We start from the raw sequence: 15,259 nt of genomic DNA on the forward strand, positions 1-15,259 counted from the left end.
TGTTTAGCTGTTTAAAGCGAGTCTCTATATAGCTTTTATTACATGGCGCTAGAAGAATAAGATGCAGATCCGGATACAGGTTTAGCGATCGCGTTATATCCCTCTGGCAGATAAGTGACAACTGATGCTTTTGTGATCACCTGTGCATACATCTTACCTGGCTCAGGAGCAGTCATACTAAAATAAATTACAGCTGTCTTGTCTTTACCGAATTCAATACGTTCTACTACAAGTCCATAACCAGGATTCGGTAGGTTATTGACGGTTAGTGTAGCTTTGTTTACCCCTTCCCCTGCTTTGGTTAGTGTAACCTCAGTCTCGTAGGTTGGAGTAGTGGGACTGCCATTAGACACAATTACGCGTTTGGCAAAAGCAGCTGCATCATAGGTCATAGCGGCTGCTTCTGAGCGGGTGATTGCATCATTTGGCCGGAATTTACCGTTCTTATCCAGCGTCGCAATATGCGTATTCAGAAGGATCTGGAGACTGTTCATGACCTCTGTAGAGAGTTTATCGCCATCTGAAATATTTACATACATCAGTGTAACAGGGAAATTACCTTTACTCTGTAGCGCCTGAGTCAATAAATGGGCGAACTGAGCACGTGTAATGGTTCCGTTAGGGTCGATTGTCCGATCGAGTGAGAGACCATTCTGCTTAGCAATCACGAATGCTGAAGCATACCAGGATTTGTCGCTCACTTTATCAAAATAATCACTAGCTTTGGAAGAGCTACTACCCGCTCCTGGATTCGGAGTCAGATTCAGACCACCGACGATGAATTGTATCCCTTGCGCAAAGCTCACTTTAGATTTAGGGGCGAACTTATCTTTGTCTACTCCATTTATAATCCCCTCTTTATGCAGGGAGTTTATTTTTGCTTCCGCAGGATCGCCTTTCAAATCCGAAAAAGCGAAAGCGGATGCTCCAAATGACAGGCTTGCTGCCAGAATGCAGCAGGTTATCGTCATTTTTTTGGCATTATTGATGAAAATTGTTTTTTTCATTATGCGTCACCTCCATAGTCTTAGATGGTAGATTAGACCAAAATGTTGCATGGAATTAAAAATATAGTAAAGATTCAAGTAAAACGTTATCCGCGCAGGAGTGACTCGGCACCATCTACATAAATCTCAGTTCCCGTCACATGAAAGGATTCATTCGAGGCGAGAAATAATACTAGGATGGCAACCTGCTCAGGTTTATTATCCCCAATTTTAGTGTCGATCGATCCAGGACAGACCGCATTCACACGGATGCCGTATTGCGCTAGTTCTAGTGCAGCCATTTTTATAAAAGCGACTTACCCAGCCTTGGAAGATGAGTACGCAGAAGCGCCGATGTTCTTCAATATCAAGTGTTTCGATAGGAGACCAAGTACCATTAATTCCGGCATTAGCAAAAATAATATCAATCTTCTGTACCTCATCCCCAACCTTACGAATACTTTCTTCGACAAGATCTGGATTGGAAACATCGCATTTAATTACTGTAGCTGAGCCTCCAATGGATTCAATCTCAAGTTTAGTCTCATAGGATTCCTCAGGGGTGCGGTCAAGCATATATACCTTAGCTCCGTGCTGGGCAAACCGTATGGCTGAAGCTTTTCCGATGCCTGAGACTGCGCCAGTAACCACTGCAACTTTATCCTACAAACGTTTATCTTTGATGATGAACTTCCTCCTCGGTGATTGGATTTCCTAATAGTAATTACATACCCGGCGGATCTGAAACGAACCATTTTGATGTGGAAGAGTGGAACAACAGGGAGGGATATATTACTATTGAACATAAGGATGTGTACCATTAAATCTAGCTCATGATAGGGGAACTATAGATGATTCAGCAGCAGGGGTTGGAACGGATTAATGTGGGGATATTCGCCCATGTAGATGCCGGGAAGACGACGACAACGGAGCATGTTTTATATGAAAGTGGTCGCATTCGAGCGCTCGGCAGTGTAGACAGTGGGACAGCATTGACGGATTCTATGGATGTGGAGCGGCAACGGGGGATATCGGTACGGGCGGCATTGGCTTCTTTGACTTGGAAAGGCGTGCAGATCAATCTCGTCGATACACCGGGGCACGTAGATTTCCTGTCAGAGGTGGAACGCTCTTTGCGTGTGATGGATTGTGCGGTGCTTATTTTGTCGGCGGTAGAAGGAGTCCAAGCCCAAAGTGAGATGATCTGGAACGCGCTTCGGAAGCTCGGAATTCCCACGCTGATTTTTATGAACAAAATGGACCGTGTAGGTGCTGACCCTGAAGCTGTGCTGGCGCAGGCGCGTAATTATTTATCTAGTGATATTATTCCAGTTCAACAACCGATGGTCAAAGAGCAGGAGTACATAGGGGCAAGAGATTTGTGGGGGAGCGAAGCCGGTCCTGCTGCACAGACCGAATTGTTGGAAGCGTTAGCTGAACGGGATGAAGATCTGCTGGAGACGTATATGTCAGGCAGTCCTATTGATCTTGCAGCATGGAAAAAATATATGAAGAAAGCTTCCGCTTCAGGACGCTTCTTCCCAATGGTCTATGGCGTCGCCGCCAAGGGTCTTGGCATTACTGCATTGCTGGACGCGATGGTTGAGTATTTCCCGCGAGCCGGTGGAAACGTTGAGGGCCCGGTATCCGGCATTGTATACAACATTCAGCGTGATAAAAGCATGGGGCGGATGGCGTTTGTCCGTCTTTATGAAGGGACAATCCGTAACCGCGATACGGTGATGAACTACACGCAAGATATTCAGGGAAAAGTGACCCAGATCCGCAAGGTCGAAGGTGGTCGTACTGAGGATGTCGGAGCGCTTGAAGCGGGAGATATCGCTGTAATCTACGGTCTTTCAGGGGTGCGAATCGGTGATGTGCTCGGTCATCCGGGTGCGATTCCAGAGGAAGCGAAGCTTGCTGTGCCGCTGCTAACGGTGCGTGTATTCTGGGGAACCGATATGGATGACCATAAGGTTATCGGAGCATTGCAGGAGCTGGCGGATGAAGATCCGCTCTTGGATGCCCAGTGGCTGCAGGATGAGCGGGAGCTGCATATCAAAGTGATGGGACCTATCCAGCTTGAGATTCTGAACAGTGTTCTAGAGGAACGGTATGGTCTCAAGGTTACCTTTGGTCAGCCTTCTGTCATTTATAAAGAAACTCCTGCCAGTACGGGAGAGGGCTTTATTGCTTATACGATGCCGAAGCCATGCTGGGCGATTCTGCGGTTTCTTATTGAGCCAGGTCCTCCAGGTAGTGGGTTAGTCTACGATTCGGTAGTTCGGAGTTCTGATTTGCTGCCGCAATATCAGAGCGAGACCGCACGCCGTGTGCCGGAAGCGTTGCAGCAGGGTTTGTACGGCTGGGAGGTTACCGATCTGAAAGTAACTTTGATTGAAGGCCAGCACCATGTGTGGCATACCCATCCGCTGGATTTTGCCGTAGCGACTCCTATGGGGATTATGGATGGACTCGCGCGGGTAGGTACTAAGCTGCTGGAGCCAATTCTTCAGGTTCGCATCGTGGTCCCTGAGGAGAATGGTGGTCGGGTAATGAACGACCTTGTTCAGATGCGCGGCACGTTCGAACCGCCAGTGCTGCAAGGCGAACGGATGATCATCGAAGGGCGTTTGCCGCTGGCAACGTCGCTCGATTATCCCGTGAGCTTAAGCTCCTATACGAAGGGGCGTAGCACGTTCACTTCTTTTTTTGCCGGCTATGAAGAATCTCCACCAGACATATCCGCTGAGCGCACCCGCCGGGGTGTGAATCCGCTAGATCAGGCAAAATATATATTAAGCGTGCGCAAGGCACTGCAAGGTTAAGCGGAAATTAGAGGGGCTTTATGACCTAGTAAGGGTTAAGGAGAAAAGGTGAGGAGCGTGATAGTTATGTTAGTACTAAGATATACTCAAAAATTATTAAAAGATCTGAAAGTAGCTCCAGTAGAAGTGGAAGACGTCGCCACATTTTTTAGTTGGCATGTGAATATTATGCAGCTCAGAAAAAAATACATTTTATTTGTTCATGATGAAAGTCGATTATGTATAGTGTTGGATGGAATAAGAAGTGGACAAGCTGATAAATTGGTAGAAAAGTTCAGAACAGAACTTAAGGAGTATTTGTTGCAGGAGGGTTTTAAGAAGCAGCTCATTAATCAGTATTTATTAGAGGCAGGAGAAATAACTATATCTCGTACAAACAATAAAAGTGTTCTTGGAACAATGAATGAAATAACATTCTACAATACGGTTGACCGTGATTTCGACAGCTTGTATGAGAGGAATAAGTGGTTGAATACCTTCATACACAAGCCTATTGATTATAATCAACCTATAGATGTCTTTAGAGAATCTTTAAGTGGTTATTATTCATAGTAATGTCAATATTGGACTGACTGAAACGTTTATCGTAATCCAAAGGGGGAAATAAAATGAAGATCAGAGAAGCAACATCTAGTGATATAGACGGGATCGCTTACGTCCACGCTGAGAGTTGGAAAACCACGTATAAAGGGCTAATATCGGATGAGTTTCTTGATAAAATCACAGTGGAAGCTAGAAGAAAGCTCTGGATTCGGAATTTTGAAACTCCTAATAAAGACGAGGTTATGTATGTGGCTGAAAATGAGGCTGGGACGATCATCGGGTTCGCAAATGGAGGGGCGCGCAGAGAGCCAGATCTCTATGATGCAGAGCTATACGCACTTTATTTGCTTAAGGAATATCAAGGAAAAGGTCTAGGGAAGTTGCTCATAAGAAGCGTTGCACAGAATTTAATGGAGAAGAAATATAGCTCGTTCATGACTTGGGTGCTGGTTGGTAATCCAGCGATTGATTTCTACCACAAAGTGGGAGGCGAATCTGTTGCAAGTAAAAAAGTGAAGATTGGAAATGAGATCGTTGAAGAGATGATGATCGGGTGGGGGGATATTACGGCTGTTGGGAGATAAAAGTCCGACGGAAGCAATGTGTAAAAGCATTTAACTGTATTTTGTGCAATTATAAATCTCAAATAACACGGACAATGGATATAATTGTATTTCGTACACCTATTCTTTTGATTTATTCCATATAGGTGGTTTTTCTATTTTTTTAATTGTATAGAATACAGTTAAAGTCAGAATGAGCCCTTTTGCATACGGAATAAATGTATTAAATGCAGTTATCTCACAGATTCCATTAAGTTCTGAATTAAAAAATACGGAGAGGGACATCGGAAGCTGCGTCAGTTTAGAGAGAATTCCCTAATCTGTTCTAATCAACCGTAACTTCCCCCTCAGACTCAGCCTTTTTTTAATTAGAACCTCTACATTAAAAAATGTAGGCTGCACTCCACTGTTTCGGTATACCCGTGTCAGCGGTGGTGCGGCTTTTTGTTTCAATTACGAAAGCCTCGGGTTAATGGAGACTATCTATCAGCCTATATTCGAAAGGAGAGACTGATGATGGAACCGGGCTATAAAGATAGAAGTGTTGAAGTGGAGCATACGGAGCTACAACGGAAATCGGATTCCAGTGTTGTCGCATCTACCTTTATTAAATACGCAGCTTATATCATCATTTTATTCGGAGCACTTTTCTTCTTGGTCAGATATGTAATCCCAATGTTCTTATTGGGATTGCAACTAATTCTATACAAAAATCCATCCCCATAAAGTAGCGGGATGGATTTTTGAATTTCAACGAATCCTATAAATTTCTCTGGATGGAATCCGGTGATTCCGCAGAATTACGATAAAAGAACCAGCACTCGTTCAGTAGCTTAATCTGACGGCGGTCTTTTTTGTAATAGGCTTTCATCAGTTGATGGCAGAGCCACTGTGGCAAGGGTATCACTCCTCTAACTGCTTACGTAAGTTAGCATATGGAGAAATGAGCCTAAAGGTGACGATTTACAGAACGCTTTCTGCTTCCTCTTCGTACCACTGCTCTAATTGAGCTTGCAGCGCCCGGATTTCGGTCAGTAGGGAGATGAGCGGATAGTTCTTCTGCTCTTGCACAGAGGCGAAGGCCTGTTCTAATCTATTGATATAGTCCAGACCGGACTCCAGGGAATAATCCTCACGTAGCAAATCCAGGGAATCGCACTCGGCGATGGCTAAGGGTAGATCTGGTACATTGTCGGCCGTCAGCTTGTCGATTTCTTTATTCAGGCGCAAATTTAGCGCACTAAGTTGGTACGCATATTCCTCGGGCATTTCCACGAATTGCAATTCTTGCTGTTGCTGCAAAATTACATACCGCATTTTCGGCATTGGTCATTCTCCCTCCGTACTTGTCTTCCTTCTTGACAGTTTAGCCTATGCACAAGTTACAATTCAAGTAGAGATCTTAATTCCCGTGGAAAGGACTTGTGATAGAACGCTATGGAAACGATGAGCAACGAAGAGCTGCAGCTGTGGATTGAGCAGGTATCACGGGACAGCTTTGGCGTACCCTTTAGGCACAAGGCGAGCTTTAACAGCCGATTATCTTCAACAGGCGGCCGATATTTTACCAAGAGCCATAATATAGAGATTAATCCCCATCAGCTTGCCATGTTCGGTAGAGAAGAGACGGAGAAGATAATAAAACACGAGCTCTGTCATTATCATCTGCATTTGGCGAAGCAAGGGTATATGCATCGTGACACTGATTTCAAAAGACTGCTGGCACAGGTCGGCGGGAGCCGCTACTGTCAGACATTGCCGGGTGCGAAGGCTCGGAAGTCGCTACCTTTTCGGTACAAGCTCGTATGCACAGCATGTGCCATGGAGTATCCGCGTAAGCGAAAGGTTGACCCGAAGCGCTATCGCTGCGGCAAATGTTCAGGCAAGTTGAAACTGCTGGCGCTGGAAGTTCAGTAAGTGGACAAGGCCGTTATTTTATAACCAAACCCATCAATCCCACAAAGGAAACAGCTTGCTGAGGCGAAATGATGCATCCCTCCAAATCTTGTATATCCACGATTAAGCCACTGAATTCACAGTCACTAAGATCAATCCCGTTTAGCTTTGATCCTGACAAGGTGGCTTGATCAATATTACACTCGCTAAAGCTGACCTTCTGGAAATTCGATTGGTAGTAATCGGAACTCATCAATGAACTATTCTCAAAAGCGACCTGCTTCAGATTAGCCAATCGAAACGTTGCGAAATCCCCGATACAATCTACTACACGAACATTTTGGAATCTGCCTCTTGTAAAGTCCGTACCGATGAGCTTGCAGTTTCTGAATTCGGTTCGATGAATAATGGCATTTGTAAAATCCACATTGGATAGATCGCATCTCTCAAAAATCACATCCATCAGCTCAATTCCAGTTAAGGACGACTCAGTAATCGTAATATTTTTAAAAATCACTTGATCAAAGCTGACCTTATTAGCCTCTTGATTATCAATAACCGTATCGCTTATGCTGCAACGACTGAATTCATCTTTGGATTGCAGTGAGTATATTTGTTCAGGGAGTAGAGCGTCTGGATCTGTTATTTTTGGTGAATCCATTTTGAATTTCATATGTACCTCCATTTAATGAACTCTTGCTTCTAACTAAATTAACTATCTTAGGGTTTAGCCGGTTTGTCAATTTTCAGTAGCTCTCAGACCTTTCGGGAGATCCGTACAAATACACCTTTTTCTGGATAAAATCACACATCATTTTGTAAGCGTTGCCAAATTAAGATGGAAGAGAAGTCCATATTAGGTAGAGGGGGCACATTTATGAAACGATTCAGGTCCGCGATGGCGGGTCTGCTCGCGATGTTGCTGATTTTCTCAAGCTTGCCTGTGATGGGAATCGGTAGCGGTTCCGTGGGAGCAGAAGGGGTTGGAGGAACAGGCGCAGGGCTAATTCCATCAGGGACGGTACTCATCAAGAATAAGTGGAAAAATATGTCGCTACACCTACATCAGCAGCTAATAATGATGCGCAGCTAAGAGCTAAGGCTACTGCTGGGCAAGCTCTTATCGAGATTTCAGCTAACGGAGATGGTATAGCTCGCTTTAGCGTAGAAGCTTTACGCAATGCGGCAGCACTTAGCCCGAATGCGGTGCTTGTCATTGCCAGTGGCGATATGAGATATCGCTTCCTGTTAGGACTGGTGGAGAGCGTGTTGAAAGCAGCACAAATGTCAGCGGGCACTCTAGAGTTCCAACTAAGTCCGCTAAGCGGAAAAGGATTGGAACAACTGCTTGCCAAGGCTAAGTAGCAAGGCTTTACTGTACAAGGAACTCCGGCAAGTGTCACCTTAAAGGTCATAGATGGTAAAACCACTGTACCTGCTAATGGGTTCGGCACTACGTATGTAGATCGTACATTTATGATGGAGGGAGCACTGGTTGCAAAGACGGGAGTTTCCTTATTTACGATGAGCAGACGGGTTCCTTCCGTTATGTACCTGCATTGTTCGAGCTTGTAGGTGGGATGACTAAGGTTACAGTCAAGAGCAGTAGTGCTAGCGGTGTATTCGTCGCTGCACTACACCCTGTGACCTTTGGGGATATTTCTTCACACTGGGCAAAGAATGAGATCGAAATGCTTGCCAGTCGACTGATCTTGACCGGACAATCCACAGATATTTTTGCACCTCAGAAATCGGTCAGTCGTGCCGAATTCGCAGCTATGCTGATTCGTTCGTTGGGTCTAGTCGCTGGGAACACAACGACGGCCTTCAGTGATGTGTCCGATTTATCATGGTATGCAGCGGATGCCAGAGCATTGAAGCTGTTGAACTTAGGAGCTGGAGAATCTGGAGCTAACCCTGCGACAATTGCATTCACAGATTCATCTTCTATTTCTTCTTGGGCTAAAGAGGCTGTGAATGTCTTAACAGCAAAAGGAATCATGAAAGGCCAATCCGCAGGCAACTTTGCGCCTGGCAATGATACTATCCGTGCAGAGGCAGCGGTGATTCTAGCTAGATTGCTTAAAGCAGCCGGATTATTAAATTAACTTTCGCAAAGAAGCTAGAACAAAAAGCCGCCGCAAAGGAATTTTCCTTTACGGCGGCTTTGACTTTTTCACCTTATTTAATCTTCCCCATAGACAGATTGACTCTGTAATTTCCGAACTTTAGCAGCTCATCGAGAAAGATATTCAAATCCTCTTGGCTTACTGCACGAACCCGTATCCAATAGCAACCTTCTCCACTAACCCGATGCATTTCTTTTACACTGTCATGCTGCTTTGCGAATGTCTGAAAGGCTGGATGGACCGTATTCGAACCCAGAAAAACTGTTATAAAGGCATGGATCACCTCACCGACTTTATCTGGATTCCAGCGGACGGTGTAGCCTTCAATCACTCCGGTGTCCTGCATTTTGCGAATACGCGCACCCACAGCTTGACCTGTCATATACACTTGCTGCCCAATGTCTCTGTGACTGATCGTGGAATCTTCAATTAGAAGTTGCAAGATGCGAAAATCTACATCATCTATGGAATAAGAACTCATCATAATCTAAAATCCTTTCTGAGTGAAAGTAGAACAGTCCAATCTCTTTCCGATCTCAATGTATTCTGTTTCAAGGTCCTTCTATAATTAATTGTAGCAGAAGATATCTGAAAGAAAGAAGGGCTTACGATGAAAATACAGCATATTCGCAACGCGACTCTATGGCTGGAGTATGGTGGAACTACATTTTTAATTGATCCTATGTTGAGTGAGCAAGGGGCTAATCCGCCTATTATTAATACTGAAAATGACCGCCGCAATCCGCTAGTTACTTTGCCGGGAGCAGTAGAACAATGGCTGAGTCCTAATGTAATATTGGTCACGCATCTTCATCCGGATCACTGGGATGCCGCTGCTATTTCCTTGCTGCCGCATGATCTACCGCTACTATGTCAGGAAGGAGATGGGGATAAATTATCGAAGCAGGGGTTTGAGCACATTTCGGAAATTAGCGATTCTCTGACGTTTAATGGAGTAACTATAACACGTACCGGTGGACAGCATGGAACTGGAGAGATTGGCAAGCTTATGGGGAAGGTATCCGGGTTTGTCTTTCAGGCGGAAAACGAACCAGTTGTGTATGTGGCAGGAGACACGATTTGGTGTGATGAGGTGAAGATTACACTCGATGCATTTAAACCTGAGGTGACGATCGTTAATGCTGGTGGAGCGCAGTTTTTAACCGGAGGTCATATCACAATGAATGAGCAGGATGTCGTAGACTTATGCGAATATGCTCCTTCTACTAAGGTGATCGCTGTACACATGGACGCCATCAACCATTGCCTTGTTACCCGGGATAAGCTAAAAGTTCACTTGGAGAAGGAGGAGCTACAGGATCGAGTACAGCTTCCGGAAGACGGGGAATGGTGTTACGTATAGACTAAGAGAGGGAGTAATCCCCTCTTAAATCTAGCTAGAGGCAGAGTAAGAGCATAAATTTGAAAACGATCACAAAAATTATTTTACCCGCTTGACTAGACCTTGAAATCATGATAAATTAATTCATGTTCACTTCTAATTTACTTCTAATGTTCCCTGATAGCTCAGTTGGTAGAGCACTCGACTGTTAATCGAGTTGTCACAGGTTCGAGTCCTGTTCGGGGAGCCATTTTTATGGAGAGATACCCAAGTGGCTATAAGGGGACCCTCTGCTAAGGGGTTAGACTGCGTAAGCGGTGCGTGGGTTCGAATCCCACTCTCTCCGTTCCGAATTACATAAGAAGAGCTTCCATTATGGGGGCTCTTTTTTTGTTGTGTGGCGTGCCCAGAGGCACGCATTATCTAGTTGGTGAAAGTCCAATCAAAGGAGGGGCCAAGCCACCTTTGTAGCTAGGATGCTTACGCATGGCGAAATCTGTGTGTAAAAGCGCATCGACAAAAGTACCGGTCAGAGACCGGGCGAGCAACAACCCAGGCCGCAACATGAAGTGAATCCTGCCGCGTCGTCAAAAAGGCCCTGCAAAGGGGAAGAGAGGCTGCCGAGTCTCGCGCATATAGACGAAGGCCAAGGAAGCTGTAAAGAACTTGGGTCAACAGTGAAGAATCCTCCGGCGTATAGGGAACGGCATGGGCTGAAAGATAATGCAGTGAACTGGGGAGACCCTCCCCTGCACGGATTTTTTTTTTTTTTTTTTTTTTTTTTAGGAACCCGTAAAGAGACATTCTATAAGCCTAAAAGGTGAAGTGAATGGTCTGCAGGAAGGGAGTCCGAGGGGCTCATAGTACCGAAGAACCTAAGGACAACATAACCTTAGGGAGGGAAGGAGCCCTGCTTTGTTTATACTTTTGGAGGAGGTACGAGTGAGTGAATGCCAAAGGGCTAACGACACCAAAGGAAAAAGTTCAACAACTCCAAGAAAAGCTAGGTCATGCGGCCAAGGAGAACAAAAAGCGTAAATTCCATGCGTTGTATGACAAGATTTATCGGTGGGATGTACTGTGTGAAGCGTGGAAACGAGTGAAAGCCAATAAGGGTGCCGCAGGAATAGATGCGGTGACGCTAGCAGATATTGAGGAACAAGGAGAAACACCGTTTCTCAAGGCATGTGAGCGAGAGCTCAAAGAAGGCAACTACCATCCACAACCTGTACGGAGACACTATATCCCGAAGAAAGACGGGAAGCAAAGGCCACTGGGTATACCCACCGTACGCGATCGAGTCATACAGATGGCAACCAAACTCGTGATTGAGCCCATCTTTGAAGCAGACTTTGAGGAAGTATCCTTCGGATTTCGTCCGAAACGAAGTGCTAAAGGTGCGTTGGATAGAATCCGAAAAGCCTGCAACCGTAAAGGAAATTGGGTAGTCGACGTCGATATCCAAGGCTACTTCGACAATATTAATCAAGAGAAGCTAATGAAATTGGTACAGATGCGTATCAATGACAGGTGGATACTTAAAATAATACGAAAGTGGCTGAGTGCAGGAGTTTTGGAAGAAGGAACGGTAAGACGTTCGGATTTAGGGACACCGCAAGGAGGAGTGATTTCACCGCTCCTTGCGAATATCTATCTAAATTACTTCGACCAACTCTGGGAGAAACACGGAAAAGGAATAGGAGAACTCACGAGGTATGCAGACGACTTTGTAGTGGTTTGCAAAACCAAAAAGGACGCAGAACATGCGTATAAGCTTATACGTACGATTATGGAACGTCTGGAGTTGACCCTACACCCGACCAAAACTCGCATTGTAGGATTGTGGACAGGAAACGAAGGATTCGATTTCTTAGGCATGCACCACCGGAAAACCAAAGCAGAAACATCCCAAGGTAAGGTGTACTACACCACGCAGCAGTGGCTAACACAGAAGGCAGAGGAACGTATTCGTGAGGTGGTCAAAGAAAGATTGGCACCGCCGAGCATGCGTTCAAGATCGTTCGAGGAACATGTAGAATGGCTCAATCCCAAGATTCAAGGATGGAGAAATTATTACTACACGAACTATAGCCAAAAGAAGTTAGCAAAACTAGACTGGTATATTTTGGGGCGGTTAACACGGTGGTATGCAAAGAAGAGACAACGCAAAAGATGGATAGGTTCATTATCTGAGGTTAAATATATCGCCTTACAACATGGACTTAAAACGCTATTGTAATCCGCACGCCCATGAATGATGAACATCGGAAAGCCGTATGAGGGAAAACCTCACGTACGGTTTGATGAGGAGGGGCTGAATTTATTCAGCCCTTTACTCTAGAAATTATTTTTCGGTGGCTAAATACGATTTATATGGAATTGAGGAGGTGGCGAGAGGCAGATCACTTTAATGAGTGATTTGTCTTTTTTTAATCTGAATTATAAGTGATTATATTCTATATTTTGGAAGGTGAATAGAGTGAGAAAGGCGAATGTTTACTGAATCAGTCTCACGAAGTCGATTACATCAGTTAACGCAGCATTCAGAAAGAAATTTAACGGAGGAAACAAGAAAGTTATAAATCAATTACAAACTAAGCCTTCAAGTAGATTTGATAGCTTTGAATCGGATCAAGAAGGAAATAAAAACACCGAATTTGCTGACATAATAATTGATGGCAGGTCTCTTTATCAAATGCTGAAAAGGCACGACATGGTTCCGTCCCTCGGGTGGGGCAATGAAGAGCATCAAAGAAAAATAATTAACTATTTTTTATTAAACCAAACGCACGAATATTTGTACTACAGATACCCCATATTAGTCTGCCCTTGGTGTGGAGATGAAGATTGTGGTTCATATCAGTTTTTATTGAGAAAGAAGAGGGTCTTATCATATGGAGAAATTTCAAACTGGAACCCAGCAATAAAGCTATTGATGTTGGGCCTTTTTATTTTAAATGGGATGTGTACGAAAAAGTTATAAATGAGACTTTTGGGATTGCGGGGATTCAATGAAATTATTTTGTGATTTTCGGAGAAGGTAGATGTAAAACATATTACCCGTCCTACGGTCTTTAAAGCTTGAATGTCTTAAATGCGGAAACGGTATAAGAAATCAACGTAAAACATATACACCATTTCAAGTTGAAAATGTGAGCTGAAAGATTGGGAGTAGTATCCCGTAATTGAATTACGGATTGGAATTTAAAGAAGGAATACAATAGCTGAGGCAAGGGATGGAAGCGTTATTTACAGTTGGGAATAATCATGGGAATGTCTTTGGATATTTTTTTGAGGGAGTATGAATAGAGGTGTGTTTTGTTGGACGAACGAGAAGTTAGTTATGTAACTTATACTCAGAAACATCGAGATATCATAATTACTGGAGTAACCGCTATCAACGATTTCTTGAATAGTAAAGATGTTTCTGAAAAGAGAAGTCTATTATTTTGTTTGGACAGGTATTTGGATCCATATTTCGGTTATGATTTGCCTTATTTTGATGATATTATCTTGCTCCTAGAGAAACACCTACTCTTTGATCATAGTAAAGAAATCAAACAAGATATTTTTCAATTATTAAATGACTACTCAAAAAGCAAGTTGGATTATTTAGCCGACCATATAGAAGAAATGGATTTTGAATTTCTTGCAGATGCTATATATGCATTAAGTAATACTTATAATAAACAATACATCCCAATCTTTATTATGTATGAAAATCACCATGATAAAAATGTAAGTGATACTGCAAAAAATGCCCTAATAGAGCTTTCAAAAAAACTGTGAGTTATCTTGAAGAAGCCCTCAACAGCGTATAACAATGTATCCAAGTATTCGGATGGGGTGGATTATGAAGTCTTCTTTAATTAATGACGAGAATAATAAACGAGATTTATTTTCCATTGAGATTGAGATAAGCAGCAGGAAAGAATATAAGAATATATCTAAACGCAAAAGGGTACTATTGCCCATTATTAAATGGGATATTTCTTTACATATAAACGGCTATAAGCTAGATAAATATGAAGTGTTTGTAGAAGATGTTTTTTTCGAATCATTACTTAATCCTGGGGAATATCCCATGTTTATTTGTACTTGTGGTATTTTCGGCTGTGGAGGGTATTATGTAGATGTTGTACACGATGATGAGACGATGATTTGGACAACTCAACAATCTCCATTTGAGGATATAGCAATTAAGAGTACTAATAGATTTGTTTTTTCGTGGAGTAACATAATTGATTTTACTGAAGAATTAATACAGGGATTAGAAGAACTCAAAAGTTTAATGATATCCAATGAATTAGAATTTCGATTCGATCTTGAAAAATATAAGGACATACTGCAAGAGATGAAGATAAAAGAAAAAAAGGTATATAACCTCAATTAATATTGCATTACCAAAGCGGTCACTACGCTTCCTTGATCTCTCAGAAGAATAACCTAAGCAGTAATTCAGGCGATACTTCTCGCTAAACAAATGGCAGAACCCCCGACCTACGGTACTCAAACCGCATGAACGTCTTGAGTACGAAAATGGTTTATGATTCAATAAATTCGTTTATCTAGGGGTAATATATGAAACGTATTTATAAACATATAGAAGAATATACCGATCATGAAATCAGAGAGATATTATATAGACAAGAATTAGGAGAACTAATTTACTTGCCAATTTCAGTTGGTCTTTATCATCGTGACTGGAAGTATGCTCAAAACATATGTATTATACTGGCTCAGCATGAGGATGCAAGAGTAAGAGCTAATTCTATTTTTGGTTTAGCGCATATAGCAAGAACTAAAGGTCGATTAGATAAAAGATTAGTAAAACCAATCATTTTAAAAGAATTAAGATATAACGAAAAACATAGAGGGATAATAATTGATGCGATAAGCGATATAAATATATTTATGAAGTGGGGAATTGCAAGGAAGCATAATATGTAGTAGATTCGCAGAGGTATCT

Annotated in this window: 20 protein-coding genes and 2 tRNA genes; 15 read left to right on the top strand and 7 right to left on the bottom strand. The window is 43.1% G+C overall.

The window, feature by feature from the left end:
* Positions 1-38 precede the first annotated feature (38 nt).
* The 3 genes from MHH52_RS05715 to MHH52_RS05725 form a co-directional block, all read right to left on the bottom strand.
* On the bottom strand, positions 39-1,007 hold the full coding sequence (locus MHH52_RS05715; protein ID WP_340007194.1) for an S-layer homology domain-containing protein: 969 nt from the start codon (positions 1,005-1,007) through the stop codon (positions 39-41).
* Positions 1,008-1,093: 86 nt separating this feature from the next.
* Complete coding sequence (locus tag MHH52_RS05720) at positions 1,094-1,288, bottom strand: hypothetical protein (RefSeq protein ID WP_340007196.1); 195 nt, start codon at positions 1,286-1,288, stop codon at positions 1,094-1,096.
* On the bottom strand, positions 1,218-1,637 hold the full coding sequence (locus MHH52_RS05725; protein ID WP_340007198.1) for an SDR family oxidoreductase: 420 nt from the start codon (positions 1,635-1,637) through the stop codon (positions 1,218-1,220). The genes MHH52_RS05720 and MHH52_RS05725 overlap by 71 nt, the downstream gene beginning before the upstream one ends.
* 200 nt (positions 1,638-1,837) lie before the next feature.
* Between MHH52_RS05725 and MHH52_RS05730 the strand changes: the two genes are divergently transcribed.
* From MHH52_RS05730 to MHH52_RS05745, 4 genes are all read left to right on the top strand, one after another.
* Complete coding sequence (locus MHH52_RS05730) at positions 1,838-3,817, top strand: translation factor GTPase family protein (RefSeq protein ID WP_340007200.1); 1,980 nt, start codon at positions 1,838-1,840, stop codon at positions 3,815-3,817.
* A 66-nt stretch (positions 3,818-3,883) separates the two neighbouring features.
* Positions 3,884-4,369 carry a hypothetical protein gene (locus MHH52_RS05735; protein ID WP_340007201.1) on the top strand — a complete coding sequence of 162 codons (486 nt, stop codon included), beginning with the start codon at positions 3,884-3,886 and terminating at the stop codon, positions 4,367-4,369.
* Between the two features lie 56 nt (positions 4,370-4,425).
* Positions 4,426-4,944, top strand: a complete 519-nt coding sequence (locus tag MHH52_RS05740) for a GNAT family N-acetyltransferase (protein ID WP_340007202.1) — start codon at positions 4,426-4,428, stop codon at positions 4,942-4,944.
* Positions 4,945-5,436: 492 nt separating this feature from the next.
* A complete protein-coding gene (locus MHH52_RS05745; RefSeq protein ID WP_340007204.1) occupies positions 5,437-5,649 on the top strand; it encodes a hypothetical protein in 213 nt (70 codons plus the stop codon).
* 34 nt (positions 5,650-5,683) lie between these two features.
* On the opposite strand, the gene cmpA is transcribed toward MHH52_RS05745, so the two are convergent.
* Positions 5,684-5,821: a cortex morphogenetic protein CmpA gene (cmpA, locus tag MHH52_RS05750; protein WP_094874036.1), complete on the bottom strand. Its 138-nt coding sequence runs from the start codon at positions 5,819-5,821 to the stop codon at positions 5,684-5,686.
* A gap of 65 nt (positions 5,822-5,886) precedes the next feature.
* Positions 5,887-6,249, bottom strand: coding sequence for a hydrolase/acyltransferase (locus MHH52_RS05755; RefSeq protein ID WP_313642023.1), 363 nt, complete (start codon positions 6,247-6,249; stop codon positions 5,887-5,889).
* A 120-nt stretch (positions 6,250-6,369) separates the two neighbouring features.
* Between MHH52_RS05755 and MHH52_RS05760 the strand changes: the two genes are divergently transcribed.
* A complete protein-coding gene (locus MHH52_RS05760) occupies positions 6,370-6,840 on the top strand; it encodes a SprT family protein (RefSeq protein ID WP_340009509.1) in 471 nt (156 codons plus the stop codon).
* A 13-nt stretch (positions 6,841-6,853) separates the two neighbouring features.
* Here the strand turns inward: MHH52_RS05760 and MHH52_RS05765 are convergent, their stop codons facing one another.
* A complete protein-coding gene (locus MHH52_RS05765) occupies positions 6,854-7,492 on the bottom strand; it encodes a pentapeptide repeat-containing protein (protein WP_340007207.1) in 639 nt (212 codons plus the stop codon).
* A 204-nt stretch (positions 7,493-7,696) separates the two neighbouring features.
* On the opposite strand from MHH52_RS05765, the gene MHH52_RS05770 reads away from it, so the two are divergent.
* From MHH52_RS05770 to MHH52_RS05780, 3 genes are all read left to right on the top strand, one after another.
* Positions 7,697-7,912 (top strand): hypothetical protein, encoded by a 216-nt coding sequence (locus MHH52_RS05770; protein WP_340007210.1) that lies wholly within the window; start codon positions 7,697-7,699, stop codon positions 7,910-7,912.
* Positions 7,858-8,184 carry a hypothetical protein gene (locus tag MHH52_RS05775; protein WP_340007212.1) on the top strand — a complete coding sequence of 109 codons (327 nt, stop codon included), beginning with the start codon at positions 7,858-7,860 and terminating at the stop codon, positions 8,182-8,184. Before MHH52_RS05770 ends, MHH52_RS05775 begins: the two co-directional genes overlap by 55 nt.
* Before the next feature lie 215 nt (positions 8,185-8,399).
* Positions 8,400-8,927 carry an S-layer homology domain-containing protein gene (locus tag MHH52_RS05780; RefSeq protein ID WP_340007214.1) on the top strand — a complete coding sequence of 176 codons (528 nt, stop codon included), beginning with the start codon at positions 8,400-8,402 and terminating at the stop codon, positions 8,925-8,927.
* Between the two features lie 73 nt (positions 8,928-9,000).
* Here the strand turns inward: MHH52_RS05780 and MHH52_RS05785 are convergent, their stop codons facing one another.
* Positions 9,001-9,432 carry an Lrp/AsnC family transcriptional regulator gene (locus MHH52_RS05785; protein ID WP_340007215.1) on the bottom strand — a complete coding sequence of 144 codons (432 nt, stop codon included), beginning with the start codon at positions 9,430-9,432 and terminating at the stop codon, positions 9,001-9,003.
* A 126-nt stretch (positions 9,433-9,558) separates the two neighbouring features.
* Between MHH52_RS05785 and MHH52_RS05790 the strand changes: the two genes are divergently transcribed.
* The 7 genes from MHH52_RS05790 to MHH52_RS05820 all read left to right on the top strand — a co-directional run bounded on the left by MHH52_RS05790 (position 9,559) and on the right by MHH52_RS05820 (position 15,240).
* Positions 9,559-10,311: an MBL fold metallo-hydrolase gene (locus MHH52_RS05790; protein ID WP_340007216.1), complete on the top strand. Its 753-nt coding sequence runs from the start codon at positions 9,559-9,561 to the stop codon at positions 10,309-10,311.
* Between the two features lie 153 nt (positions 10,312-10,464).
* Positions 10,465-10,540, top strand: a tRNA-Asn gene (locus tag MHH52_RS05795).
* 7 nt (positions 10,541-10,547) lie between these two features.
* Positions 10,548-10,636: transfer RNA gene (locus tag MHH52_RS05800), tRNA-Ser, on the top strand.
* 600 nt (positions 10,637-11,236) lie between these two features.
* A complete protein-coding gene (ltrA, locus tag MHH52_RS05805) occupies positions 11,237-12,529 on the top strand; it encodes a group II intron reverse transcriptase/maturase (protein ID WP_340007218.1) in 1,293 nt (430 codons plus the stop codon).
* Between the two features lie 1,082 nt (positions 12,530-13,611).
* Entirely contained in the window at positions 13,612-14,079 is a 468-nt protein-coding gene (locus MHH52_RS05810) for a hypothetical protein (protein WP_340007220.1), read from the top strand.
* Between the two features lie 34 nt (positions 14,080-14,113).
* Positions 14,114-14,683, top strand: a complete 570-nt coding sequence (locus MHH52_RS05815; RefSeq protein WP_340007223.1) for a hypothetical protein — start codon at positions 14,114-14,116, stop codon at positions 14,681-14,683.
* A 188-nt stretch (positions 14,684-14,871) separates the two neighbouring features.
* Positions 14,872-15,240 (top strand): hypothetical protein, encoded by a 369-nt coding sequence (locus tag MHH52_RS05820; protein ID WP_340007224.1) that lies wholly within the window; start codon positions 14,872-14,874, stop codon positions 15,238-15,240.
* The last annotated feature ends 19 nt before the right edge of the window (positions 15,241-15,259 follow it).

It is taken from the genome of Paenibacillus sp. FSL K6-0276, from assembly GCF_037977235.1.
Classification (GTDB): Bacteria; Bacillota; Bacilli; order Paenibacillales; family Paenibacillaceae; genus Paenibacillus_AQ.